We start from the raw sequence: 24871 nt of genomic DNA, 5'->3' as shown, positions 1-24871 counted from the left end.
GAGACATGCTGTCTCATTCAAAGTAGTGAGACAGCATGCCCCAGTCAATGGCTGCCGCGGGCCGATACGGGCCGCGAGAGGTCAGTGCGTCCCGGCCGTGACCTCTGGTCGTTTACCCACATTCCAATGGTTGAACAGCAGGTTCAGCACGAAGACCACGATCACCGCCGAGGTGATCGGACTGCTGGCGATCATCTGGAAATCGGTCGGGAACTTCGTGTAGATGTTCGGCGCGACCGCCGGAAGCAGGGCCACCGACAGCGTGACCGCGATGATCAGCATGTTGTTGGTGCCCTCGAACTGGACCTTGTGCAGCACCCGCAGTCCCACCGCGGTCACCATGGCGAACATGACCGTGGCCGCGCCGCCGACCACCGGACCGGGCAGGGCCGCGACCACACTGCCGACCTTCGGCACCAGACCCAGGGCGACCAGCATGCCGCCGCAGGCCGCGACCACCCAGCGACTGCGCACTCCCGTCAAGCCCACCAGACCGACGTTCTCGGCGAAGGCGGTGTCGGGGAAGGAGTTCATGAAACCGGCCAGCACCGCGGACAATCCGTCGGCGGCCAGACCACGCGCCAGATCGGCGGGTTCCAGTTCCTTGTCGACCATCTCGGCGACGGCGACCATGTCCGCGGTGCTCTCCGTGAACGTGACGAGCATGACCACACACATGGAAATGATTGCGCCGATATGGAATTCGGGTGCGCCGAAGATGAACGGCTTGGAGATGCCGAACCAGGCGGCGGGCCCCACATTCGACATGTCGACCAGGTGCATGGGCACCGCGACCAGCGTGCCGATGGCCATGCTGATCAACACCGCCAGCTGACTGATCAGACCGCGGGCGAAGCGGTGGATGACCACGATCAGCAGAATCACCAGCCCGGCCAACCCGATGTGCGAGATCTGGCCGTAGTCGGCGGATTTCGGATCATCACCGGCGATCAGACCGGCGTCCGCGCCGATCAGCGACAACCCGATCACGCAGATCACGCAGCCGGACACCAGCGGCGGGAAGAACCGCACCACCTTGGCGAAGAACCGCGCGATGATCAGGCCGAACACGCCGGAGACCAGGATCGCGCCGTAGACCGTGGGCAGTCCGGCCTCGCCGCCGCCGAAGTCCTGCGCGATCAGGATCATGGGCGAGACCACGGTGAAGGTCGCACCCGCGACCACGGGCAGCCGGACACCGAGAATCCGGCCGATGCCCACGGCCTGAATGATGGTGACAATGCCCGAAACCAGCAGGTCGGCATTGACGAGCAGGCCAATCGTGTGGCCGGAGAGTTTCAGCGCCCCGCCGACCAGCAGCGGGACCGCGACCGCGCCCGCGTACATGATCGCGAGGTGCTGCAGGCCCAATAGCGCCAGCCGTGGCGGCTTGGGCACTTCGTCGACGGGATGCGGTGGTGGTGGAGTCGCGTCACCGAGATCGGGGTGGCGGGAGGGGCGCGAGAAGCGCAGGTGCATGAGAAGCCTCCTGAAACACGTGAGCGCGACGACCGTGATTCGCCTCGAAGGGGGAGGCTGGTCGCGACCACGACCCGAATAATGGCGCAGGAAATACCTGTCCCGCAGCAGATTGTTCGATTGTCCAGCCGTATCGGCGTGGCTCCCGGCCCTACTCGTATTTTCCTACAGAATCGCCCAGATGGCTCGAACCGCCCACGCGATCGGGGGTGCGCGGGCGAGCGAGCCGGGTCGGGCGGGTGCGACCGCGCAGGGTCACCGATTCACCCAGCCGCCAATGGATCTGCTCGCGCGTCGAGGCGGCGGCGATCGTGGCCGCGGAGGTCAGCACCCGCAGCTCGTCGTTCTTGGCCAGTTCGCACAGCCGGGCCGCCTCGTTGACGGCGTCGCCGATGACGGTGAATTCGTAGCGCCGATCCGAACCCACATTGCCCGCGATCACCTTTCCGGCGGCCACACCGATGCCCGCGTCGAATTCGGTGGCGGCGTACGCCAGCCGCCTGCGAATATTGCGCGCCGCGATCAGGGCGGCCCCGGCGGCGTCGGGATGTGTTGCGGGAGCGCCGAATACGGCCAGCGCGGCATCGCCCTCGAACTTGTTGATCAGACCGCCGCACCGCTCGACCTCGTCGACCACGATGGTGAAGAAGTCATTGAGGATGGCGACGATCTCGGCCGCCGGGCGGGTGGCGGTCATTGTGGTGGAGCCGATGATGTCGATGAACAGCGCGGCCGCCTCGCATTCGGTGCCGCCGAGTTCGGGGTCGCGGGTCAGGGCCACCGCGGCGACATCGTGCCCGACGTGGCGGCCGAACAGGTCGCGCATCTTCTCGCGCTCGCGCAGGCCGGAGAGCATGTGGTTGAAACCGCTTTGCAATTCACCCAATTCGGTGCCGTCGTACACGGTGACCTCCACCCGCAGGTCGCCGTCCTCGACTCGGCGCATGGCCGTGCGCACCGCCCGGATCGGCGCGACGGCCGAGGACAGCGTGAGCATCATGAGCAGCAGCCCGAACACCAGCGTCGCCCCGCCCAGCGCCAGCACCACCACCGCCAGCCGCTCACTGCTGGCGGGCCAGCCCGCCAGAATCAGCACCGCCACCGACATGAGGAGTGCCACTGGCACACCCGTGCCCAGCACCCACACCACCACCGTGCGGCCGAAGACGCCCAGTCCCCGCCGCGGGCGCGACGGCGCGGCCTCGAGCACCCGGGCGGTGATGGGACGCAGCGCGAACTCCGCGATCAGATAGCTGTTGGCGCACACCACGATCGCGCTGAACACGATGCCCAGCATCACCTTCGGCGCGAACGCCGCATCCACCCGGGCATACAGCGGCGTGATCACGACCAGACCGAACGACCACAGCAGCGCCTGCGACACCACCAGCTTCCGCGGTACCGACGCGGTGGCCGCCTGTTCGGCCGGGGTCGGCACCCGATCCGGTTCCCGTGCCCAGCGCAGTGTCCGCAAACCGAAGACGGTGCCCCAGCCCAGGCCCAATGCCAGTGCCGAGAGGCTGATCAGCGGCACGGCGATGAAGTTGAGCGCCACCATCTGCCGGGTCAGCAGCGGCGGACCCGGCAGCACGAAGGCGATCAGCGCGGTGGTCACGGCCATCCCGATCACATTGGCCACGACCAGCCCCACGGTCAGCAGAACCTGCACCCGGATATGCCGCATCCAGGCCTGTTCCTCGGCCGGTCCCAGCAGGCGCGATCCCCAGGGCGCGGGTGTGGGCGCGGCGGTCGTGACCTTGTCAGCGGCCATAGTCGCAGCGTAGGCGGTGTGCGATCGGAAGCCGGGACCGGCGCTCCGATGGCCGCGGGACCGCGGGGTCGGCTAATGCATGGCGGCGCGTTCCACGGCGTGGGTGCCCGCTCGGCGGCCCGAGTAGATGCAGTCGGCCAGGGACAGGCCGCTGACATAGCCGTTCGAGCAGATGCCGACGGCCGCCCGGCCCGCGGCGAACAGGCCCGGGATGGTGGTGTCGGATTCGGTGCGGACCGCGCCGGTCTCCTCGTCGATCACCAGGCCGCCGAGGGTCAGCATGGGCATGGGGTAGGTGAGGCGGGATTTGAACGAGATGTCCAGCAGCGCAAAGGGTCCCGAGTGCAGGGGGCGGCGCAGATCGTCCGGCTTGCCCATCGGGTCGGGGAGATTCTGCTCGATCGCGCGATTGTGCGCGTCCACGGTCTCGCGCAGGGCCGCCGGTTCGATGCCCGCGCGGGCCGCGACCTCCTCGACGCTGCGACCGGTCACACTGCCGAACTTCATCAGTCGCTCGGCCTGCATGCGCTGGAACCACACCGACTGTTTGCGCAGTTGACGGCGGGCCTCGGCGGCCAGTCCGGCGTCGACGAGCAGCCAGGCCCGGTGGCCGGGGCTGGCGGCAATGGCCTGACCCAGTGCCGCGCCGTAGCGGGATTCGTCGATCACGCGCTGCCCGTTCGCGTCGACGGCGATCGCGCCGAAGAAGGCGCTCGGCGGGGCGATGAACCGCCAGGTCGAGAGCACGTCCATGCGGCCGGTGGCCGCGCCCAGGGCCTGGGCCAGGGCGATACCGCTGCCGTCGTCACCGGCGGTGCCGAGCGGAAGTCCCTCGGCCCAAGGGTAGTTCGGCGCGTGCTCGGCGACCATGTCGCCGTTGGCGATGAAGCCGCCGGTGGTGAGGATGACGCCCGAGCGGGCCTGGATTCGGACCGGCACGCCGTAGCGGCGCTCGATGCGGGCGAGCAGTGCCTGCACGGCCTTACGCGAACCCTGATGGTACACACCGGGTTTCGAGGAAATGCGGGCCAGTGCGGCGAAGCGTCGCTGGACCGCGAGCGGCGCATTGCTGATCGTGGTCGCCTCGATGCCGGTCACCCGGCCGTCCTCGACGACAAGTCGTGTTGCCCTGGTGCCTGTTTGGACTTCGACGCCATGCTGTGCGGCCGAGGCGGCAAGTGGCCCGAACAGCTTCTTACCCGATACTCCCCGCCCGTGCGCACGATGTCCGCGCTGCCGCGGCTTCGCCAATTCCCGGAAACCGCCGGAGTTTTCGCTGCCCGAGTAATACAGGTAGTAATCATCGGTCGGGTACGAGGTCTTGAACGGGCACAGCGACGGCTGGAACGGAACGCCGTGCCGCGTCAGCCAATCGATCATGGCCGGTGATTCCTCGCAGAACCTGCGCAGCGTCGCCTCGCTCACCGTGTCGCCGACCTCCGCGCGCAGATACGCGAGCATGTTCTCGACATCGTCGTCGACCCCGGCCGCCCGCTGCACCCAGGTGCCGCCGCCCGCGTAGACGATCCCGCCCGACAGCGCGGTCGCCCCGCCGCCCAGGTAGCGATCGACCGCGAGTACCTCGGCCCCGGATTCCCGTGCCGCCAGCGCCGCGGCGACTCCCGCGCCGCCGTATCCGACCACCACGACATCGGCCGAAGAGTCCCAGGTTCGCACCGTTGCGACCGCCTTCCCGCGTGAAATACCGACCAGCACTGCCCGAATCACTGAACTATAACGTGTTCTAGTTCGGGATGTCTGCCCGCGTCGGGGCGTGCGGAAGACCGCGCGGCCGGTTACCGTCGGACGGGTGGCCAGCAAGTCAGCTGCTCCGGCGATCGAGGTGGCGGTCGGCGAGCACACGGTGCGTGTGTCCAATCCGGATCGGGTCTACTTCCCCGAGACCGGGGCGACCAAGCTCGATCTGGTGAACTACTACCTCAGCGTGGGCGACGGCATCGTCAACGCGCTGCGGGACCGACCGTGCATGCTGCACCGGTTCCCCAAGGGCCTGCCCGGCGGCAAGGTGCATCAGAAACGACTGCCCGGCGGTGCGCCGGACTGGATTCCCACCGTCGAGCTGTACTTCCCGCGCTACGGCCGCACCGCCGACGAACTCTGCGTGGAGAAGTTGGCCGACGTGATCTGGGCGGTCCAGATGTCGACGGTCGAATTCCACCCCTGGAACTCGCGCCGCTTCGACACCGAGCTGCCCGACGAATGGCGCATCGACCTCGATCCCATGCCGGACTGCCCCTGGTCGCGGGTGCAGCGCGTGGCCGAGGTGGCCCACGAGGTGCTCGAGGAACTGGGCGCGGTCGGCTGGCCGAAAACGTCCGGCGGCAAGGGATTACACATCTACGTCCGCATCGCCCCGGAATTCGGATTCCAAGACGTCCGCCGCGCCGCCCTCGCTTTCGCCCGCGAAGTCGAACGCCGCGCCCCCAAAGACGTCACCACCACCTGGTGGCGCAAGGACCGCGACCCGCACCAACTCTTCGTCGACTACAACCAGAACGCCCGCGACCACACCATCGCCGCCGCCTACTCCGTCCGCGGCATCCCCCAAGCCACCGTCTCCACCCCCATCGCGTGGACCGAAATCCCCGAAATCCACCCCACCGACTTCACCATCAAAACCGTCCCCACCCGCTACGCCGAACTGGGCGACCTCCACGCAGGCATAGACGAAGCAGTCTTCGACCTAACCCCCCTCCTCGAATGGGCCACCCGCGACAACCTCGAAGTCGACTTGGACGAAGAACCCTAACCCCTTCGACGAGCATGCAATTCAGCAGACAAACGCCGAGAAGAGACCTGCCCGATTGCATGCTCGTGGAATGACGCCGGGATGCACACGGGCCGGCGGCGTGGTGGGGTGGGGGTAGGAAGGGGATTTTCGGGGGCGATGTCAACGTTCAGCGGCGGTCGAAGCCGACGGAGGCATTCGCTGGGATTCGAGATACGTTGACGAAGGCCGACTTTCGGTTCGTGAATCTGGAGGGCCCGCTCTGTGGAGACGGGCCGGTGATACCGCACAAACCCAACTGGACGCATGCCGATCCGGCCATGGTGGAGGCATTGACGTGGGCGGGGATCGATGTCGTCTCCTGTGCGAACAATGTGACCTTCCCGGCCTGGGCGACGCTGGCGAGTCTGGAGGTGCTCGATCGGGCCGGGATCGCGCACTGCGGGGGCTCGCGACGAGAACAACACCGCGCAAGTTCTGTATGGCGCAACCGCTGTCGCCTTGCTCGAGGAACTGGCGGCCATCTCGGAATCACTCGGGACCGCGATCACTGTCGAGGGCGGGCGCGGCAGCCTCCGCTTTCCTGGCTAGGGGTTAGCCGCTGACGTGGGCGGTGTTGTCGAGCCAGTGGTTGGCGAGGGGGATGTTGCCGTGGATGGTGGTTTGCGGGGAGGTGAGGGGGATGCGGCGGGTGAGGGTTAGGAGGAGGGTTTCGGCGGGGGCGGTTACTGTCACGTCGGCGGGTTGGGTTGCCGTATGCCAGGTTGCGCCTTCGGGGTGGCGTTCGATGAGCCAGGTGGCTGTGTCGGCGGGGAGGTCGGTGGCTTGCCATTGGAGGGTTTGGCCGGTGCCGCGGAGGGCTTGGGCGGAGTCGGGGCGCTGCATCTCCCAGGTGGGGGAGGTGAGCATTCGGAAGTGGTTGGTGATGAGGGCGGCGGCGATGTCGGGGGCGATATCGGTCGGGTGGTTGGCGGCGTTGGTGGCGTCGAAGCCGTGGACGACGGCCTCGTTGAGCATGGTGGTCAGCCAGAAGCGGGTTCCGGAGCGACCGTCGGCGGCGGGGTTGAATACCGGTGCGTCGAGGGCGTCGTCGGAGCACGCGTTCGCGACGCGCTGCGCGGAACCCGTGAGCCACGCCTGCCATTCACCGGGATCGGTGGGGAGGACGGCCATCTGGGTGGGCAGCTGCGTAGGGTCGGCGATGCGGCGCTCGATGATCTCGGCGACCCAGTTCTGGGTCTGGCCAACGTGTTCGACCAGGTCGGTGATGGTCCACTTCGGGGCGGTCGGGACGGCGGCGTCCGGTCCGGCCGCGGCGGCCGCCTCGGCCAGCCGTCGGGTGTGGTCGACGATCGCCTGCCGGGTGCGGTCGGCGTTCAGTTCGATCATGGGAGTGTCCTTTCCGAAGGTGGTCGCGTTCGATAGGACGGGCCGCGCCGGTCGAACTCATCGGTGTCGGGAGAAAGTTGGGATCGGTAGGCGGCAGCGCGCGGATCTACTTGCCGCATGACATTTTCTCAATCTCCCATGAACCAGCCGCAGTCCGCCGGAGTCGACAAGAAGACCGGCGCGATCCTGTCCTACGCGTTGGGCTGGGTCACCGGCGTCATCTTCCTATTCGTCGGGAAGAACGACCCCGACGTGAAATTCCATGCCTCGCAGTCGATCGTCTTCTTCGGGGCGATCTCGGTGGTCAATATCGTGCTGAGCGTCGTCGGATCGCTGCTCGGGGCCGTGGGGATCATCTTCAGTCTCGCCGGGCTGGCCGTCTGGATCCTCGCGGTCGTCGTGTGGATCATGGCCATGGTTCAGGCGAACAAAACCGGTGGGGTGCGGGCGGAGCTTCCCCTGGTCGGCAAATTCGTTGCCCCGTACGCCGATCGGCTGGCCAACTCGGTCAACTAGGGGTGTTTCCGAAGATCAACGGCCCGAGGCCATCTCGGGCCGTTCACTCTGTGTCAGGGGCTGTTGGTGGGCGTAGCGCTGAGCCAGGGCGGCGCAGGTGAAGAGCTGGATTTGATGGAAGAGCATGAGGGGCAGCACGATCAGGCCGACGGGGTGGCCCGCGAACAGGACCGAGGCCATGGGTAGACCGGTGGCGAGACTCTTCTTGGAACCACAGAACGTCACCACGATCCCGTCTTCGCGGGAGAATCCCAGCAGTCGGCTGCCGAACGTGGTGGCGGACAGCACGATCGCCAGCAGGACAGCGCAGACCAGCGCGGTGGAGATGAGGGTGCGGGCGGAGAGGTTGTGCCAAATGCCCTGCACCACACCCGCACTGAAGGCCGCGTACACGACCAGGTAGACCGACCCGCGGTCGACGGTCTTGGTCGCCGCGGGGTGGGCGAGCAGCCAGCCCAGGTGCGGGCGCAGCAGTTGCCCGGCGCAGAACGGCAGCAGCAACTGCACGACGATGGCCAGGATCGCCGACGGCGAAACATGCACGCCCGCAGTGGTGTTCATGCACGCCATCACCAGCAGCGGAGTGGCGAACACGCCGATCAGATTCGACAGCGAGGCACTGACCACGGCACCCGCGACATTCCCGCGCGCCATCGAGGTGAACGCGATGGAGGACTGCACGGTCGAAGGCACCAGGCACAGGAACAAGACGCCGGTGTAGAGGTCGGGCGTGAGGACCGACGGCACCAGCACCCGCGACGCGAGCCCGAGCAGCGGGAACAGCACGAAGGTCGCACCGAGCACCGTCGCGTGCAGTCGCCAGTGCCGCAGTCCGGCCAGCGCCTCGCGCGGCTCCAGACGCGCACCGTAGAGCAGGAACAGCACCGCGATGGCGATCTTGGTAGCCCAGTCGAGCACCTCGGCCGCGCCCCCGCGAGCGGGCAGCACGGCGGCCAGCGCCACCGTGGCGAGGATGCCGAGCATGAACGAGTCGATCCGAAGTTTGGCCAGTAGCTGCACGTATTCGACGGTAGGGACGCCGACACCGATCGCGATAGTCGTTCGATCCGATATCTCCGAACGCGATACGTGATAATTACCCCGTGTTCGAACCCGAACTGCTACGCACCTTCCTGGCCGTCGAGCGGGCCGGAGGCTTCACCGCCGCGGGCCGACAGCTGGGTCTGCGCCAGTCCACCGTGAGCGGTCATATCGCCCGCCTCGAGCAGGCCGCCGGGCGCGAGCTGTTCCGCCGCGACACCCGCAATCTGGCCCTCACCGCGGACGGCGCGGCCATGATCGGCTTCGCCCGCACGATCCTCGACGCGCAGGCGCAGGCCGAGGCCTATTTCTCCGGCTCCACCCTCACCGGCCTGGTCCGTCTCGGCGCGTCCGACGATGTGATGGCCCACGAACTGCCCGACATCCTGGTCGAATTCCAGCGCTCGCACCCGGGCGTGGATCTGGAGCTCACCGTGGGCCTGAGCGAAAACCTCAAGTCCCGCATGGCCGCCGGTGAACTGGACCTGGTCTTCGGCAAGCGCCTGCCCGGCGAGCGACACGGCACGCTGCTGTGGCGGGACAAACTGATCTGGGCGGGCCGCAGCGCCACAACGGAATTCGACGACCCTGTGCCCTTGATCACCTATCCGAAGCCGAGCCTGACCAGGCAGCTGGCCCTGCGCGCCCTGAAACACGCGGGCCGCACCTGCCGGGTGACATGCGTCAGCGACAGCCTCCTCGGCCTGCGGGCCGCCGCGCTGGCGGGCCTCGGCGTCATCGTGCACGCCGCCGGTGTTCTGCCCGACGGACTGGTATCACTCACCGACCCCCGACTGCCCGAATTGGGCGATCTGGATTTCGTCCTCATGCACCGCCGCACCCGCCTGACCGACCCGGAACAGGCCCTCGCCGATGCCATCACGGCCAATACCCGCCGCCTATCACTCCAGACCACACGGTCGGGCGCGTGACGAAACCGCCCGCGACGCGTTGTAGGGTGCTGAGCGGGCAGGCTGAAGCCTTTCGTGTTCAGCGGTTTATGGAGCTCGACAGGGTGGTATCGCGCATCTGAGGTGGGTTGCTCTTGATCGGTGTAAGGACGAAAGACCGTACGGCCGTTGCTGATTCCCACACGGCCAGTGCTGATTCCCAGACGGCAAGAGCCGATTCCCGTGCGTCAGCGCCGATCCGGAGCCGGACGACGCTGTTCGTGCTGATCTTCGGCGCGGTGCTGTCGCTGGTACTGATCTTCATGACCGTGGATCCGTGGCTGGACCAGGTGGGATTCCTGGCGGGCGGCTTCGACGTCCACGTCTACCGCGACGGCGCGTGGAAGATCTACAACCACCACCCGCTCTATACCGAGACCACCCATCGCGACCTGTCCTACACCTACACGCCGTTCTCCACCCTGATCTTCCTGCCGCTGCTCGGGATACCGTTCGAAGCCGTCACCAATACCTGGCTGGCAGTGAACATTTGCGTGCTCTACGTGTGTGTTCTGTTGTGCTGGCGCGTCCTCGGCCACCGCCTCACCTGGCGGCTCGCGGGCATGAGCGCACTGCTGACGGCGACCTGCATGTTCCTGGAGCCGGTGCGCACGACGCTGTACTACGGGCAGATCAATCTGGTGCTGATGGCCTTGATCCTCTGGGATTTCTCCCGCCCGGAACGCGGTCGACTGCGCGGCATCGGTGTCGGACTGGCGAGCGGTATCAAACTGGTGCCCCTGTATTTCGTCGCGCAGTTCCTGGTGCTGCGGCAGTGGCGGGCCGCGCTGGTGGCCGCGTCGACCTTCGTGCTGACGATCGTGATCGCCTGGATCGCGCTGCCCGACGACTCCAAGCAGTACTGGACCAAGACGTTCTTCCAGTCCGACCGCATCGCCCCCGACGCCCAACCGGCCAATCAATCCATCCGCGGCGTGATCGCCCATCTCACGGGTCATCAAGTGCCGCAATGGCTGTGGCTGCTGCTCGCCGTGCCGGTGGCCGTGGGCGGCCTGCTGCTCGCCGCGGCGCTCTACAACCGCGGCGAGCGGCTGCTCACCGTGACGGTGGCGGGACTGACCTCGTGCGCGGTGTCACCGTTCTCGTGGAATCACCACTGGGTCTGGTTCCTGCCGCTGTTCGTCTACCTGGTCCAGCGTGCCGAGACCAACCCACGCTGGTGGTCGGCGGTGGGATTCCTCTACCTGGCCACCGGCGCGTGGTCCTACCACTGGAACGACACCTGGGTCGTGGTCGGCTGGTTCCTGTTCCCGCCGTCCTGGCCCATCGCGCAGATCCTGTTGAACTGCTACGTGATCGTGTACGCGGTCATCATCGGCTCTGTGATCTACCGGCTGCGCACCCGGCCCGCGCTCGATACTCAGTAGGGCATGGCCCGGTTCGCCTGCGCCCAGGCCTTTTCCGCGTCGGAGCCCGCGGCGGGCGGCCAGAAGCCCGCGATCATCCACTGGTCGCGCGGGGTGTCCTCGATGTGGAATTCCCAGTGCAGGCCGCGATCCCCGGTGTACGGGCGCAGCACGCCGTCGATGTACTCGGTCATCCGCTTGCGCCGTTCCGGATCGTCGAGATGCCGCGCCAGATGTTTGACGACCACGCGCACGGTGTCCGTGGCGGGCTTGCCGCTCACGAACATCGTGGACGCGGGCATCTCATGGAATTGCACGACCACGTAGAAGGCGGGCAGACCCACCCGGGTGTAGATCTCGGTGATCTCGGCGGCGAGGTCCTGCTTGTCCTGCTCGGTGTAGACCTCGGCGGGATGGTAGATGTGCCACAACGGCATTGAACTGTCCTGTTCTCTCGAGTGTGCCGGTCAGCGAATACGGATGGCGAGCTCTTCCACGGGCCCGGACAGCGCGGCCTTCACCCGCCGGGTCAGGTCGTCGACGAGCACCTCCGGCTCGCCCTTCCGCACCCCGTCGAGCACGGCCTCGGCAACCTGTGCGGGACTGATCTTTTCGGCGCTGACGCCCTTGACCATGTCGGTGTCCGCGAAGCCCAGATGCACGCCGACCACCTGCGTCCCCTGCCCCGCCAACTCCAGGCGCAGCGAATTGGTGAGCGACCAGAACGCCGCCTTGGACGCGCCGTAGGCCGCTCCCCCGGCGACCCAGGACAGCACCGAGTGGATATCCACCAGCGCCCCACCGCCATTCGCGGCCAGCACCGGCGCGAAGGCCTGCGCGATGCGCAGCGGGCCGAACACATTGGTCTCGAAGGTGGCTCGCACATCGTCGATATCGGCCGTCAGCAGCGGCGACGGATGCAGGACGCCCGCGTTGTTGATGAGGATCCCGACATCGGCGGCCCGCGCCGCGACCGCGGCAATGGATTCCGGATCGGTGACCTCCAGCGCCAGCGGCACCACCCGCGCATCCGCGCTCGGCACCGGATTGCGCGCGGTGGCGTACACCTTGCTCGCGCCGCGCCGCAGCAGTTCGTCCACGAATGCGAGCCCGAGCCCGCGCTGCCCACCGGTGACCAGGGCTACCGCGCCGTCGATCTCGGTCATGTCGATGCCTCCCATTTTAAGATTACGATCATCATCTATCGATTAGATTATGAGCATCATCTATCCTGGGTGGCAAGACCGGATCGCGAAGTCCGAGAGGAAGGGATCGCCATGCCACGAGCAACCCGAGCCCAGGCCGAATCGCACCGCCAGGAGGTGCTGGACGCGGCCGCGGCGCTGGTTCGCCGGCGCGGAATCAGCGGCGTGACGGTGCCCGAGGTGATGTCGGCCGCCGGACTCACCCACGGCGGTTTCTACCGACACTTCCGATCCAAGAACGACCTGGTCGCGCAGGCGTGCACCGCGGCCTGCGCCGAGAAGAACGAGGAGCGCGCCCGAATTCTCGCGGCCGCGCCCGATGTGGAGACGGCCCGGCGGACCTTCGTGCGGAACTACCTGTCGCCGATCCATCGGGACGCCCCGTCGCAGGGCTGCGGAATCGCCGCGCTCGCAGGCGATGTGGCGCGCACCGACACCGACGGCGCGCTGCGCGAGGCCTTTCTGACGGGCCTGCGCGAATTCGCCGATCAGCTCGATGAACTGGGCGAACGCCCCGAGAACGAGACCTCCGACGAGGCGCTGGTGGAGCTCGCGCTCATGACGGGCGCGCTGCTGCTCTCGCGTGCCAGCGCCGGAGACGAGCTGTCCGAACGCATTCTCGCGGCGGCCCGCGAACACCTGCTATCCAACCGACCGGTCGGCTAATCGGCCGCATCCGTTACGGAAGAGTTCCACAACCTATATCCGAATCGAGCCTGCGTTGGGAATCCCTCTGTCGCATACCTTTCGCGAGCGACAACCGAGGAGGACGCCATGAAAGAGCCGGTGTGCATCGATTGCTGGCGGCGTGAGAACCTCACGTTCGCTCAGCGTCTCGACCCCGCCTTCATCAAGCCGGGCCCGAAATACCGGTGCGCCATTCACCGCGAGATGTACGAGGCCGATGTCCCGGGTGCGGAGCGCGTCGATCGCGACGAGGCCGCGTAGTCGAACCGGACGGCAACGTCTCAGGGACTTTCCCGATGGCCGCGGGCGCGGATCTTCGACAGACTGGGGGCTGTGAATCGTCTATCACGCGAACAGGTCCGCAGCGATGAGGAGGGGGCGCGGTGACGACGCTCGCCCGGGGGGAGAATCGGCCGGCGCCCGCCGACCGAATGACGATCACCGTAACCTGTTCGGCCGCGGTCGATGTGTCGGCGCTGCTGCTGGGCGCGAACGGCCGGGTGCGCTCGGACGGCGACTTCGTGTTCTTCAATCAGCCGGTCGCGCCGGGCGTGGTGTATCGACACGGGCGCGGGGCCGGGGACATGGTCGACGTCCAGACCTCGGCGCTACCCGCCGACGTGGACAAGGTCGCGATAACCGCGAGCCTCGACGGCAGCGGCCCCGCGACCTTCGCCGCGGTGGGCTCGCTGGTCGCCACCATCGGATCCGATTCGGGCACACTGACTTTCCCCATGGATCGACTCAGCACCGAGGCGGCCGTCGTCTGCGTCGAGATCTACCGCCGCGGTGACGCCTGGAAAGTCCGCGCGGTAGGCCAGGGCTACGACAATGGATTGGCCGGTCTGGCAGCCGCTTTCGGCGTCAACATCGACGACGAACCCGACACCCCACCCCAACCCGCCGCGCCCACGCAGGCGAGTGCCCCGCCGCAATCATTCCCACCGCCCCAACCCACGCCGCCCCCGCCCTATCCGACATCGCGGACCGCCCCAACCGAGGCGTTGAACCCGAGCGGGCCCCCGCCCACCCAGGCATTCCCTCCGCCCCGGCCCCATGTCCCGGGCCAACCTTCCACCCCCGGCCAGCCTTTCGTGCCTGGTCAGCCTTACGCGCCAGCCCAGCCACCGGCCGCGGGCCAACCTCTCACTCCCGGTCAGCCGTTCACGCGGGGGCAGCCTGTCCCGTCGCAGCCGTATCCGCCCGCGGCCACCATGCCGAATATCCCCGCCCCACAAGGAGTTCCGTCCGTGCAGAGCGAGCTGTTCCAACCGATTCACGCCGAGGTCAGTGGGTTCGGTATTCAGAAGCAGGGCGGGAAGATGATTCGGGTCGCGGTGAATGGGGAGACGCTGGCGCGGGCCGGGTCGATGGTGGCCTATCAGGGGGATCTGCATTTCAAGGCGCTGGGGTCCGGTGGTATTGGGCGCGCCATTCAGCAGCGGCTCACCGGTGAGGGTGTGCCGCTCATGCAGGTGTCGGGGCGCGGGGATCTGTTCCTGGCCAATGCCGCCGCGGATGTGCACACCGTGGATCTGGACGGCACCGACGGGCTGACCATCAATGGCGCGAATGTGCTCGCCTTCGATTCGACGCTGACCTACAACATCCAGCGGGTGCAGGGCGCGGCCGGTTACGCCAGCAACGCGGGCTTCTTCAACTGCGTCTTCACCGGTCGCGGCCGAATCGCCATCACCACGCACGGTTCGCCGGTGGTCCTCAATGTGGATCAGCCGACCTACGCCGATCCGCAGGCGGCGGTGGCGTGGTCGTCGAGCCTGCAGACCGGGATCAAGCGCAATGACTCCTTCGGGCTCGGCCGATTGATCGGCCGCAGCACCGGTGAGGGCCTGACCCTGTCCTTCTCCGGTCGCGGCTTCGTCATCGTGCAGCCCTCCGAACTGCCGCCGGGCGGTTTCATCGGCGGCACCGGCGGCGGTCAGGAGGCCGGGCAGTCCGGTGGATTCCTGGGCGGGATTCTCGGCTAGCGCTTGACCGCGGTCACGAATTGCACCGCGCCGGAGGACTTCCGGCCGGTGATCTCGCACCCCGCCGCCGCGAGAATGTCCGGCACCACGTGATAGGCGAGACTGCGTGCCCCGCCGATCTCGTAGACGCGCCGAAACAGCGGGTAGTCGACCACGTCCGGGTGGGCCAGCGCGGTCACCGCGATGCGCCCACCCGGCTTGGCGACCCGCGCGATCTCGACCAGCGCGCCCTCGGCGTCCGGGAAGAAGTGCAGGGCGAAGAAGCAGGCCACCGCGTCGAAGGTCTTGTCGACGAACGGCAGTCGCCCGGCGTCGCCGCGCACGAATCCGGTCGAGCCGACCGCATTGGTGCGGGCCGCCTCGGCCAGCATGGACGGTGAGGCGTCCAGCCCGATGGCCAGCCCCGTCGCACCGGCGGCCTGCCCGAAGGCGCGGGTGAACAGTCCCGGCCCGCAGCCCACATCCAGGACCAGCGCACCTTCCCGAATATCGAGCGAAGCGACCGCCCGCTCCTTCTCCTTGCGCACGCCGACGGCATTGCTGCCCATGGCGAGCCGGAAGAAGTTCCGCCAGATGGGTTCGTAGATGCGCGACACCAGCGGCACCCGCATGGCGGCCTGGCCAATGCCCTTGATGGGCGGCGTATCCGTCCCGAGCACATCGAGATAGCCGTCGACGGCGGTAGATTCGAGTTCGAGCAGTTCGGCGATGCGCTGCTGGGTAGCGATCATGGGGCCGACCTTACGCATCGATCGGGCACGGCGAAAGGATTGTCTGGGACAGAATTCCGATGCTAGGTTCGCTGTGCACGTCTCGTTTCGATGGAGGGGTTTTGCGCACTTTCACCCGCGTTCTCTTGATGCTGGTCACGCTCGTTTCCGCGCTCGCGCTGCTGCCCTCCCAGGCCATGGCGACCCCCGCCGATCCGGCGCTCGACGACACCACCTCCCAGCGCATCGACGAACTTCTGGCCCTGCGCAACTCGATTCAGGGCCCGCGCACCGAGGCCCTCGCGCAGCTCTCGAGCCGCTTTCTCGGCACCCCGTACGGCGCGAACATGCTCATCGGCTCGGCGAATCAGCCCGAACAGCTGGTCGTCGACCTCCGCCGCGTCGACTGCTTCACCTATCTCGACTATGTGGAGGCGTTGAGCCGCTCCACCGATCGCGCCCAGTTCATTCAGAACCTGATCGCCACGCGCTACGTCGACGGCCAGGTCGAATTCCTGAACCGCAAGCACTTCTTCACCGACTGGGCCTACCGCAATCGCGTGGCCGCCACCGACATCACGGGCACGCTGACCCGGGCCGCGGTGACGGTGCCCAAGCAGCTGAACGCGAAAGCCGGTAGCGGCAACTATCTCCCGGGCCTGCCGGTGGTGGACCGCGACATCACCTACATCCCCAGCGCGGCGGTGGACAACCAGGTCATCTCCCAGCTGCGCACCGGGGATTTCCTCGGCGCGTACACCGAGGAGGCCGGTCTCGACGTCTCCCACGTCGGCATCTTCATCAGCACGCCGAACGGCCCGATGTTCCGCAACGCGTCGTCGCTCGCCGCGAACGAGCAGGTCGTCGACACGCCGCTGACCCAGTACCTCACCACCATCCCGGGTCTGGTGGTCCTGCGCCCGAATTAGCACCCGACAACCCAAAGGCGGCACCCAGTGCGGGTGCCGCCTTTTGTGTTTCCCTTTTCTGTTGTCCGTCGTTCTATTCCGTTCAGACGGTGGCGTTTCCGACGGTGACGTTGCCGGTCGCGGTGTGCGCGTACACCTCGACCACGTTCTCCTGCGCCGAATCGACCGCACCCAGCTGGTTGCTCACGCCGCCGTTGGGGCTGTTGGCCTCGACCCGCGACGCGCTGCCCGGGTGGATGCCGATGCGCAGGTCGCCGACGGAGGTGTCCAGGCGCAGCACCCCGCGGACGGCGTCCTCGACGATGATGTCGCCCTTGGCGGCCTTGGCGGTCACCGCGGCGAAGGCCTGACCGATCACGATGTCGGCGGTCGCCACCTCCACCTCGATCGGACCGAAGGCACCGGCGGTGCGGAACTCGCCCACCGCGAGGCTGCCCTTCAGCCCGGAGCCGCTGGGCACCTGGACGGTCACCTGGACCGAGCCCTTGCCGCTGCCCGGTCCGAGCAGCCGTCGGCCCTTCGGCAGCGCCACACTCAGGACGCCCCCGGCGAACTCGACCTGCAGCTGCTCGGCGGCCTTCACGTCGGCCTTCTTGGCGGCGTCGGTCGGGCGGATGTCGACGACGGTGTCGTCGCGGTCGGAGGCGATCACGGTGACGGTGCCGAGGGCGACCTCGATGTCGGCGGCGATCGGGGCGGGGGTCTGGAAGACGGTCATTGCTGTACTCCTTTGTCGCTGCTGCGGTGTTCCGCTGCGTTGGTGATGTGAGTACTTTCGCCAGCCCGGCTGACACCGCCCTGACAGCGACCTGACACCCCCGCTGACACGAGGTTTGCCCTGGTCAACCCCTGCCCGAGCTCAGACTCGAGGCCTCGGAGACGACGACCGACACGACCCAGGCGAAGGCTTGACCGAGATTGGTCATCCAATCGCCGACATTGAACGAGCCCATGGTGTTCGACCCTTCGTGAGTGGTTCAGCGCCCGGCGTCCGGGCGGACTTCATCACCGGTGGCGGTCAGATCGCAGGTGTTGTCGCTGCCGAGATTGCCGCCGGTGGAAATGATCTGCGCGAACACCTTCTTGCAGTTCTGCTCCCCCACCCCCGAGGTGTTCGCGGCAATGGTGGAACCGCGCAGGATCAGCGTGCCGAGGGCCGGATCGAAGACGTCGGTGAGCTGGTAGGGCAGTGTGTCGAGATAGGCGGGCGCGATATTGATGCCGCCGCCGCCGTCGCTGGCCGAGTTCCCGGTGACGACGGAATCGATGAGCACCACCTGCCCGATGCCCCGAATATCGAGCCCGCCCCCGCGTCCCGCGAATCCGCCCGGCCGATACCACCGTCCGGGGTTGGTCACCCGGTTGTCGGTGATCGCGGTGCGGGTGAAGGTGCAGGTGTTGTCGCACCGCACGCCACCCGCCTCACCGGACGCGTTGCCGGTGACGATGCTGTCGGTCATCACCAGGTCGGCGATGGGGATATTGAAGATGCCGCCGCCGTAGTCGGCCGCATTGCCGGTCACGGTGACGTGGTCGAGCCGCAGCTTCCCGGAGTTCGCGATCCCGCCACCCCCGGTGTCGTACAAGGGGATTTCGTGCTCGGCCGCGTTCCCGCCGGTGACCGTCAACCCGCTGATCGAGACGTGCGCGGTGGTGACCAGCACCCGATCGCGATGCCCGCCGTCGAGGATCGTCTCCTGCTGTCCCGCGCCGACGATCGTGGTGTCGGCGGTGACATCCAGGTCCCCGGCGGTCGGATCCACCACCGGCCCTTCGGTATTCAGCGGATTCGGCGCGATGGTCAAGGTGTAGTGCCCCGGCGGCACCACGATCGTGCTCCCCGGCCGCACGTCCGCCGCCTGCACCGCCGCCCGCAGCGTGCACTCCCCCGCCCGCGTCCGGCAGTCGCCCGAGAGCGGATCCGCCGCCGCGCCATCGGCCGTGGTCGTGACGACGAATGTCGTCCCGGCCACCGAATCGGCCTCCGCCACAACGGCACCGGCCGCGATGAACCCGCTGCTCAACGCGGCGGTACCAAGGATTGCGAAACGCGATGCCCACATCGGCGTGCTCCCACGAGAGTGCGTGACTACACCGATCGTTCTAACAACCGCGGCACCGCCCGCGAAGCGAATTCACCCATCCCTTCCCAACTGCACAACTGCCTTGTCTCCCCGCACAATTCATTACCCTCGAACAAGAAAGCGGTGTGCCGAGGTCCGCCGCCCGAGCAGCGAGGGGGGACCATGCCCGACACCTCCGCGGTCGCGTTGGTGACCGGCAGTTCGCGTGGGCTGGGCGTGGCCATCGCACACCGGCTGGCCCGGGATGGTTTCGCGGTGGCGGTGAACGAACGGCACGACAGCGGCCAGGCGGCGGCGATCGCGGCGGCAATCCGCTCGGAAGGCGCTGCGGCGGAGGCTTTTCCGGCGGACGTCACGGATCCGAGGGAAGTGGCCGAGCTGGTCGCGGCGATCGAGGCGACCCTGGGTCCGATCGGCGTGCTGGTGGTCAACGCAACCGGCCCGCAGCCCAACGCGCCCCTGGCCGAGGTCGGCTGGGCCGATCACCTGGCCCAGCTCGACTTCTTCGTCAAGAGCCCGGTGTTATTGGGCCACGCCGTGATTCCGGGCATGCGGGAGCGCCGGTTCGGCCGGATCGTGCAGATCGACTCCGAGGTCGCGCTGCACTCCCCACCCGGCCGATCGGCCTATGCGACCGCCAAGAGCGCACAGATCGGACTCACCCGCAGCTGGGCCCGCGAGCTCGCGGCCGACGGGATCACGGTCAACGCGGTCGCTCCGGGATTCGTTCCGGTGGAACGACATTCCGACGTGCCGCACGCGGAGCGCGAGGCCTATCGGCTGTCGGTGCCGGTCGGGCGCATGGGGACGCCCGACGAGGTGGCACACGCGGTGAGCTTCCTGGCCTCCGAAGGAGCCGGTTTCATTACCGGGCAACGGATCATGGTCGATGGCGGTCGGCACCTGCTGCCGTGATCGGTGTTTCGTAGTCGGGCAGTTCGATGCCATTGAGGGCGCGGTCGATCAGCTCGAAATCCCACTCGGGTTCGGGGCTCGGCTCGGCGTCCGGATCGGGGACCTCGAGGCTGCGCGCGTGCAGACGGCCGATCTCCTGATTGGCCTCGACGAACGAGCGCATCCGATCCTCGTAGGCGGCGAAGGCGATCCCCGGATTCCAGTCGGCGGAGGCCAGCTCTCCGGCCAGCAGATACGCCCCGACCAGGGCAAGGCCGGTGCCCTGCCCGGACAGCGGCGACGAGCTGAACGCCGCGTCGCCCAGGAGCGCGACCCGTCCGCTCGACCAGCTGTCCATGATCACCTGGGCGACCTGGTCGAGATAGAAGTCCGGGGTGTCGTCCAGATGCTCGAGAATGCGCGGCGTCAGCCATCCCATATCGGACACGCGCTCGCGCAGCAGCCGCTTCTGCGCCTCGATATCGCGGTGGTCGATATCCAGATCCGCCGAGGCGAAGGAGAAGATGGCCATCGCCCGGGTGACATCCGGGATGGGCCGCAGAATGGCGGAGCGACCGGGCTCCTTGTACTCGATCATCCAGCGATCCAGCTCGAACTCGTTGGGCACGCTGTAGAAGGCCAGCACATGCCCGAGATGGCGCAGGAACTTCTCACGCGGCCCGAAGACCATCTCGCGCAACGACGAATGCAGGCCGTCGGCTCCGATCACCAGATCGAAGCGGCGCCGGTCGCCGCCCGCGAAGACCACATCGACGCCGTCCGCGTCCTGGGTGAGCTCGGCGATCCGGTCACCGAAGCGGTATTCGACGCGGTCGCGCGTGGCGTCGTAGAGCACCCGCGACAGGTCCCCGCGCAGGATCTCGATCTCCGAGACGTACCCGTCGCCGCCGTCGTCCTCGGCGCGGAAGGTCTCGAGCACCGTGCCGTCCGCGTCCACGGTGTTCGCGCCCGCGGTCTCGGTGCGGGCCGCGCGCACGGCCTCGTCGAGGCCCATGCGCGCAATGACCTCCTTGGTCACCCCGCGCGCGTCCACCGCCTGCCCGCCGGGTCGCAGCTCGGGGGCCCGTTCCACCACGGTCACCTCGGCTCCCCGTCGCACCAACCAGTGGGCCAGCGCGGGTCCCGCGATGCTCGCCCCGGCCACCAAGATCTTCGTACCGCTCACAGCGCCTCCCGCTTTCTTGTCGCGTCCAGGGGTATCGACGGGGTACCCGCGCGGAATTCATCGGTGCCGCCGTTAAACCAGACGGACTTCCACTCCCGCATCGCGTATGGGTGTGAGTGCGGCCGGGGCGGCATCGCGATCGATGACCAGGATGTCGATCGATTCGATCGGGCAGATGCGAGCCAGGGCGGTGTGGTCGAGCTTGTCGGCCGTGGCCACCGCGATGACCCGGCGCGCGCGGCGCACCATTTCGGCATTGATGCCCGCCTCGTCGAGATGGCGACACTGCGCCCCACCCTCGGCGGAGATCGCGCCGACACCGAGAATCAAAGTGTCCAACCGCAATTCGGCCAGGGCGAGCGCCGCCAGCGGCCCGTGCAGTTCATAGGACTCACGCCGGGCCATCCCGCCGAGACAGATGGTGCGCAGGTGCGGGCGCAGCACCAGCTCGGCGGCGATGTTCAACGCATTGGTGACGATGGTGAGCTCATGGTCGGCGGAGGTGGGCAGATCGGTGCGGCCCGCGATGGCACGGGCCACCGCCGTCGTCGTGGTGCCGCCGTTGAGCGCCACCACCTCGGCCGGATCCACCAGGGCCGCAACATGTTCGGCCACCCGATGCTTGGCGTCGTCGGCACCGCCGCGGTAGCGGGCGGGCAGGTCGTAGGCGACGGCCGTGGCCACGATGCCCCCGTGCGTGCGCGTCGCCAATTGCTGATCGGCCAGCGCGGTGAAGTCACGGCGCACCGTGGCGGCCGAGACGCCGAGCCGAGCCGACGCCTCCTCCACCGTGAGCCGCCCGGTCTCGGCGAGCAGTCCCAGCAGCCGACTCCACCGCTGGGAACGGTCGGTCGGAGCGGTCATTTGACGCTACCGGCGGTGAGACCGGCGACCAGGCGCTTCTCGATGAGCGCGAAGAGGATGACTACGGGCACGATGCCGACGGTAGAGATGGCGAAGACGTATTGCCAAGCCACGTCGTACTGGCCCACGAACTTGGTCAGCGCCACCGACAGCGGCTGATTCTCCGGCGTGGTGAGAATGACCAGGCTGGCGGCGAATTCGTTCCAGCAGGAGACGAAGGCGAAGACGGTGGCGGTGACGATGCCGGGCCACACCAGCGGCAGGCTCACCCGGGTCAGGATCTGCCAGCGATTGAGGCCGTCGAGTTGCGCGGCCTCCTCCACCTCGATCGGGATGCCCGCGAAGAAGCTGTGCAGGATCCACACCGCGAACGACAGATTGAACGCGCCGTTCACCAGGATCATGGCCAGCCAGGTGTCATTGATGCCGAGCGTGAAGAACTCGCGCAGCAGGCCGGTGACCAGCACGGTCGGCTGCAGCATCTGGGTGATGAGCACCAGTCCGAGGAACAGCCCCTTGCCCGGAAACCGCCGCCGCGCGGTGTAATACGCGGCCGGGATGGCGACGGCCAGCACCAGCAGCGTGCCGAACACCGAGATCACCACGGTGCTGATCAGATTGAACGGCAGCGGCGTCTCGGGGGTGTGCCACATGGTGGCGTAGTTGTCCGGACGCCACTGCTCGGGAATGTAGGTCGGTGGAATCCGCAGGATCTCCGATCGCGGCTTGAGCGAACCCAGCAGCATGATCAGGTACGGCAGCAGGAACAGGGCGGCGAGCACGACACCGACCGCCGTCAGTCCCCACCGCCGCCGGTGCCGCACCGTCGGGGTCCGCACCGCCGTCGAGGTCCGCTGCGCCGTCGGGGCCGTCATCGCGCCTCCTCGCCCGCGGGCCGGATCAGCTTCACGTAGATCGCGATGATCACCAGGATCAGCACGAAGTTCAGCACGCTCATGGCCGCGGCCGTGGCGACCTGCTGATTCTGCCGAATCAGCTTGAACGTCAAGGTCGTCGTGGTGTCCGCGGAGAACCCGGCGATGCTGCCGGTCAACACCTGCAGGATCGGCAGCGAGTTGAACGAGTTGATGATGTTGATGACCGTCGCCACCGCCATGGCCGGACGCAGTTGCGGCAGCGTCAAATACAGGTACCGCTGCCAGGAGCTGGCCCCGTCCACCTGCCCGGCCTCGTCGATATCCGAGGGAATCGATTGCAGCCCGGCCAGAATCGTGTACGTCGTGAACGGAATGGACACGAACACCGCCACCCCGATGGCCACCAGGAAGGCCGGTCCCGGCTGCTTGGTGAACCCGAATCCGCGGTCCAGCACCCCGAGATCGACCAGAAACCGGTTGGCTATGCCCACATTCGGATCCAGCATGTACTCGAAGATGGTGGTCGTCATCACCACCGAGGCCGCCCACGGCACCAGAATCGCCAGCCGCACCGCGGTCCGGCCCGGGAAGTCCTTGTTCAGGAATTGCGCCAGCGCCGCCGACAGCACCAGCGTGATCACCACGACCGCGACCACCCACACCACCGTGTGCATCAGGATCGAGGGCAGTTCCTCGATGGCGAAGAGCCTGCGGAAGTTGGCGAATCCCGCCGCGCCACGATCCTCGCCGTACGGGCTCAGGTCCCGGGTGGAGGTCCAGAACATGTACGCGGCCGGGAACCCGACCACCGCGGCGATCAGGATGAGCACGGGGCCGATCCACGGCAACGCCCGCAGTGTGGCCGAAGACCGATGCGGTGTGGCCGTGGATCGTGGGGAGGCGACGCCCCTCAACTCGCCGCCTGCTGAATCTTCTGCAGCACCGACGCGGGATCGCCGCCCTGCGTGATCGTGCCCATCTGCTGCGCGATCGCGCCCTGCGCGGCACCCCATTTCGGGTTGTTGCTGGGGTAGAACTTGGCCGTCGGCAGGGTGGCCGCGAACGCCTTGGTGACCGGATCGTCGGCCAGGGCCGCCGCGCCGGAGTTGGTGACGGCGATGAAGTGCTCACCGCTGACGAACTTGGAATAGACGGCGGCCGAATAGAAGTAGGAGAGGAACTTCTTGATGGCGGCCGACTTCTTGCCGTCCTTCTTGAAGGCCATCAGGTGGTCGGCCACACCCAGGGTCACCGGAGCACCGGTCTTGGTGGGCGTGGGCGCGGTGGCGTACTTCAGGCCCGGGTTCTTCTCGGCGATCTGGCTGATCGTCGGCGGCAGGCCCTCGATCATGCCGATCTTGCCCTGGATGAAGGTGTTGATGACGTCGAGCCGGTTGGTCGCACCCGGATTGGCCTCGGTGGCATTGGCGTCCGCGATGGCCTTCATGGCCTGCACACCTTCGAGGTTGGCGGGCGTGTCGATGGTGAGTTTGTCACCATCGGACCAGGTTCCGCCCGCGCCGAAGGTCCAGATCGAGGTCTCGGCCTGCGCCTCCTCGCTGCCCAGCGGCAGCCCGTAGCCGGAGACGCCGCCGAGGGCCTGGATCTTCTTAGCGTCGTCGGTGAGCTCGGCCCAGGTCTTGGGCGGAGCGGCGATTCCGGCCTTCGCGAACAGATCGGTGTTGTAGAACAGCGTGCGGGTGGAGGCGAAAAGCGGTAGCGCCCACTGGGTTCCGTTGATCGAGGCGTTCTTGGCGAAGCCCGGCTGAATGTCGCTGAGCACCGAGGCGTCCACGATGTCGCTGGCGGGGTACAGCTTTCCGTCGGTGGCGAAGGTCGAGTAGGCGTCGAGGTTGAGGATGTCGGGCGTGGTCGAATTGGCCTGCAGGTCGGTGCGCACCACGTCCTTGATCGAATCCCAGGACTCCATCGAGAGTTTGACCTTGATATCCGGATTCGCCTTCTGGAAGTCGGCGATGATGCCGTCCCAGCGCGCCTTGGTGCCGTCGCTGTAGGTGGGAGCGAGGAAGGTGAGCGAGTTGGGGTCGGAGTCGTCCGACTTACTACCGCCGAACCCGCAGGACGACACCGTCAGAACCAGGCCGGTGACCAGCGCAACCGAGGAAAGCGCGCCGCGCAGTGGACGTTTCACGACAAGGGCCTCTCAATCTGCACACCCCGCGA

Annotated in this window: 25 protein-coding genes; 10 read left to right on the top strand and 15 right to left on the bottom strand. The window is 67.4% G+C overall.

Features of this window, described 5'->3' with window-relative positions; translation table 11 throughout:
* Positions 1 to 81 precede the first annotated feature (81 nt).
* The 3 genes from VMT65_RS28080 to VMT65_RS28070 form a co-directional block, all read right to left on the bottom strand.
* A complete protein-coding gene (locus tag VMT65_RS28080; RefSeq protein WP_326311495.1) occupies positions 82 to 1479 on the bottom strand; it encodes a nucleobase:cation symporter-2 family protein in 1398 nt (465 codons plus the stop codon).
* A 151-nt stretch (positions 1480 to 1630) separates the two neighbouring features.
* Positions 1631 to 3250 carry an adenylate/guanylate cyclase domain-containing protein gene (locus tag VMT65_RS28075; protein WP_326311494.1) on the bottom strand — a complete coding sequence of 540 codons (1620 nt, stop codon included), beginning with the start codon at positions 3248 to 3250 and terminating at the stop codon, positions 1631 to 1633.
* A 72-nt stretch (positions 3251 to 3322) separates the two neighbouring features.
* Entirely contained in the window at positions 3323 to 4927 is a 1605-nt protein-coding gene (locus tag VMT65_RS28070; protein WP_326311493.1) for an FAD-binding protein, read from the bottom strand.
* Between the two features lie 133 nt (positions 4928 to 5060).
* On the opposite strand from VMT65_RS28070, the gene ligD reads away from it, so the two are divergent.
* Positions 5061 to 6020, top strand: coding sequence for a non-homologous end-joining DNA ligase (gene ligD, locus VMT65_RS28065; protein ID WP_326311492.1), 960 nt, complete (start codon positions 5061 to 5063; stop codon positions 6018 to 6020).
* A 125-nt stretch (positions 6021 to 6145) separates the two neighbouring features.
* A complete protein-coding gene (locus VMT65_RS28060) occupies positions 6146 to 6604 on the top strand; it encodes a CapA family protein (protein ID WP_326311901.1) in 459 nt (152 codons plus the stop codon).
* Here the strand turns inward: VMT65_RS28060 and VMT65_RS28055 are convergent.
* The gene (locus tag VMT65_RS28055; protein ID WP_326311491.1) at positions 6594 to 7388 is read right to left on the bottom strand and encodes a maleylpyruvate isomerase family mycothiol-dependent enzyme; all 795 of its coding nucleotides are present in this window, start codon (positions 7386 to 7388) and stop codon (positions 6594 to 6596) included. The genes VMT65_RS28060 and VMT65_RS28055 overlap by 11 nt on opposite strands.
* 117 nt (positions 7389 to 7505) lie before the next feature.
* Here VMT65_RS28055 and VMT65_RS28050 point away from each other — a divergent pair, with 117 nt between their 5' ends.
* Complete coding sequence (locus VMT65_RS28050) at positions 7506 to 7904, top strand: DUF4870 domain-containing protein (protein ID WP_326311490.1); 399 nt, start codon at positions 7506 to 7508, stop codon at positions 7902 to 7904.
* Between the two features lie 15 nt (positions 7905 to 7919).
* On the opposite strand, the gene VMT65_RS28045 is transcribed toward VMT65_RS28050, so the two are convergent.
* Entirely contained in the window at positions 7920 to 8924 is a 1005-nt protein-coding gene (locus VMT65_RS28045) for a bile acid:sodium symporter family protein (RefSeq protein ID WP_326311489.1), read from the bottom strand.
* Positions 8925 to 9007: 83 nt separating this feature from the next.
* Between VMT65_RS28045 and VMT65_RS28040 the strand changes: the two genes are divergently transcribed.
* Together VMT65_RS28040 and VMT65_RS28035 are read left to right on the top strand one after the other, a co-directional pair.
* Positions 9008 to 9877, top strand: a complete 870-nt coding sequence (locus VMT65_RS28040) for a LysR family transcriptional regulator (RefSeq protein ID WP_326311488.1) — start codon at positions 9008 to 9010, stop codon at positions 9875 to 9877.
* Positions 9878 to 10116: 239 nt separating this feature from the next.
* A complete protein-coding gene (locus VMT65_RS28035; RefSeq protein ID WP_326311487.1) occupies positions 10117 to 11283 on the top strand; it encodes a glycosyltransferase 87 family protein in 1167 nt (388 codons plus the stop codon).
* Here VMT65_RS28035 and VMT65_RS28030 read toward each other — a convergent pair.
* Complete coding sequence (locus VMT65_RS28030; RefSeq protein WP_326311486.1) at positions 11277 to 11699, bottom strand: tautomerase family protein; 423 nt, start codon at positions 11697 to 11699, stop codon at positions 11277 to 11279. The genes VMT65_RS28035 and VMT65_RS28030 overlap by 7 nt on opposite strands.
* A gap of 30 nt (positions 11700 to 11729) precedes the next feature.
* On the bottom strand, positions 11730 to 12428 hold the full coding sequence (locus VMT65_RS28025) for an SDR family oxidoreductase (RefSeq protein WP_326311485.1): 699 nt from the start codon (positions 12426 to 12428) through the stop codon (positions 11730 to 11732).
* A 111-nt stretch (positions 12429 to 12539) separates the two neighbouring features.
* On the opposite strand from VMT65_RS28025, the gene VMT65_RS28020 reads away from it, so the two are divergent.
* The 3 genes from VMT65_RS28020 (at position 12540) to VMT65_RS28010 (ending at position 15142) form a co-directional block, all read left to right on the top strand.
* Complete coding sequence (locus VMT65_RS28020; protein ID WP_326311484.1) at positions 12540 to 13133, top strand: TetR/AcrR family transcriptional regulator; 594 nt, start codon at positions 12540 to 12542, stop codon at positions 13131 to 13133.
* Between the two features lie 108 nt (positions 13134 to 13241).
* Positions 13242 to 13415: a hypothetical protein gene (locus VMT65_RS28015; protein ID WP_326311483.1), complete on the top strand. Its 174-nt coding sequence runs from the start codon at positions 13242 to 13244 to the stop codon at positions 13413 to 13415.
* 170 nt (positions 13416 to 13585) lie between these two features.
* On the top strand, positions 13586 to 15142 hold the full coding sequence (locus VMT65_RS28010; RefSeq protein WP_326311482.1) for an AIM24 family protein: 1557 nt from the start codon (positions 13586 to 13588) through the stop codon (positions 15140 to 15142).
* Here VMT65_RS28010 and VMT65_RS28005 read toward each other — a convergent pair.
* Positions 15139 to 15873 (bottom strand): class I SAM-dependent methyltransferase, encoded by a 735-nt coding sequence (locus VMT65_RS28005; RefSeq protein ID WP_326311480.1) that lies wholly within the window; start codon positions 15871 to 15873, stop codon positions 15139 to 15141. The genes VMT65_RS28010 and VMT65_RS28005 overlap by 4 nt on opposite strands.
* A 59-nt stretch (positions 15874 to 15932) precedes the next feature.
* Here VMT65_RS28005 and VMT65_RS28000 point away from each other — a divergent pair, with 59 nt between their 5' ends.
* A complete protein-coding gene (locus VMT65_RS28000; protein ID WP_442790316.1) occupies positions 15933 to 16781 on the top strand; it encodes a DUF1460 domain-containing protein in 849 nt (282 codons plus the stop codon).
* A gap of 82 nt (positions 16782 to 16863) precedes the next feature.
* Here VMT65_RS28000 and VMT65_RS27995 read toward each other — a convergent pair whose 3' ends face one another.
* Both VMT65_RS27995 and VMT65_RS27990 read right to left on the bottom strand, forming a co-directional pair.
* A complete protein-coding gene (locus VMT65_RS27995) occupies positions 16864 to 17499 on the bottom strand; it encodes a hypothetical protein (protein WP_326311476.1) in 636 nt (211 codons plus the stop codon).
* 259 nt (positions 17500 to 17758) lie between these two features.
* Positions 17759 to 18844, bottom strand: a complete 1086-nt coding sequence (locus VMT65_RS27990) for a CSLREA domain-containing protein (RefSeq protein ID WP_326311474.1) — start codon at positions 18842 to 18844, stop codon at positions 17759 to 17761.
* A gap of 183 nt (positions 18845 to 19027) precedes the next feature.
* Between VMT65_RS27990 and VMT65_RS27985 the strand changes: the two genes are divergently transcribed.
* Positions 19028 to 19780, top strand: a complete 753-nt coding sequence (locus VMT65_RS27985) for an SDR family NAD(P)-dependent oxidoreductase (protein WP_326311472.1) — start codon at positions 19028 to 19030, stop codon at positions 19778 to 19780.
* On the opposite strand, the gene VMT65_RS27980 is transcribed toward VMT65_RS27985, so the two are convergent.
* The 5 genes from VMT65_RS27980 to VMT65_RS27960 all read right to left on the bottom strand — a co-directional run bounded on the left by VMT65_RS27980 (position 19746) and on the right by VMT65_RS27960 (position 24839).
* Positions 19746 to 20945 carry an FAD-dependent monooxygenase gene (locus tag VMT65_RS27980; protein ID WP_326311470.1) on the bottom strand — a complete coding sequence of 400 codons (1200 nt, stop codon included), beginning with the start codon at positions 20943 to 20945 and terminating at the stop codon, positions 19746 to 19748. The two genes, VMT65_RS27985 and VMT65_RS27980, sit on opposite strands and share 35 nt — an antisense overlap.
* A 72-nt stretch (positions 20946 to 21017) precedes the next feature.
* Positions 21018 to 21809: a DeoR/GlpR family DNA-binding transcription regulator gene (locus tag VMT65_RS27975; RefSeq protein ID WP_326311468.1), complete on the bottom strand. Its 792-nt coding sequence runs from the start codon at positions 21807 to 21809 to the stop codon at positions 21018 to 21020.
* The gene (locus tag VMT65_RS27970; RefSeq protein ID WP_326311466.1) at positions 21806 to 22684 is read right to left on the bottom strand and encodes a carbohydrate ABC transporter permease; all 879 of its coding nucleotides are present in this window, start codon (positions 22682 to 22684) and stop codon (positions 21806 to 21808) included. The genes VMT65_RS27975 and VMT65_RS27970 overlap by 4 nt, the downstream gene beginning before the upstream one ends.
* Complete coding sequence (locus tag VMT65_RS27965) at positions 22681 to 23535, bottom strand: carbohydrate ABC transporter permease (protein WP_326311464.1); 855 nt, start codon at positions 23533 to 23535, stop codon at positions 22681 to 22683. The genes VMT65_RS27970 and VMT65_RS27965 overlap by 4 nt, the downstream gene beginning before the upstream one ends.
* 62 nt (positions 23536 to 23597) lie before the next feature.
* Positions 23598 to 24839, bottom strand: a complete 1242-nt coding sequence (locus tag VMT65_RS27960; RefSeq protein WP_326311462.1) for an extracellular solute-binding protein — start codon at positions 24837 to 24839, stop codon at positions 23598 to 23600.
* Between the last annotated feature and the right edge of the window lie 32 nt (positions 24840 to 24871).

The sequence above is a fragment of the Nocardia sp. CDC153 genome (genome assembly GCF_035818515.1).
GTDB lineage: Bacteria > Actinomycetota > Actinomycetes > Mycobacteriales > Mycobacteriaceae > Nocardia.
This window is presented reverse-complemented; position numbering and strand designations above follow the sequence as displayed.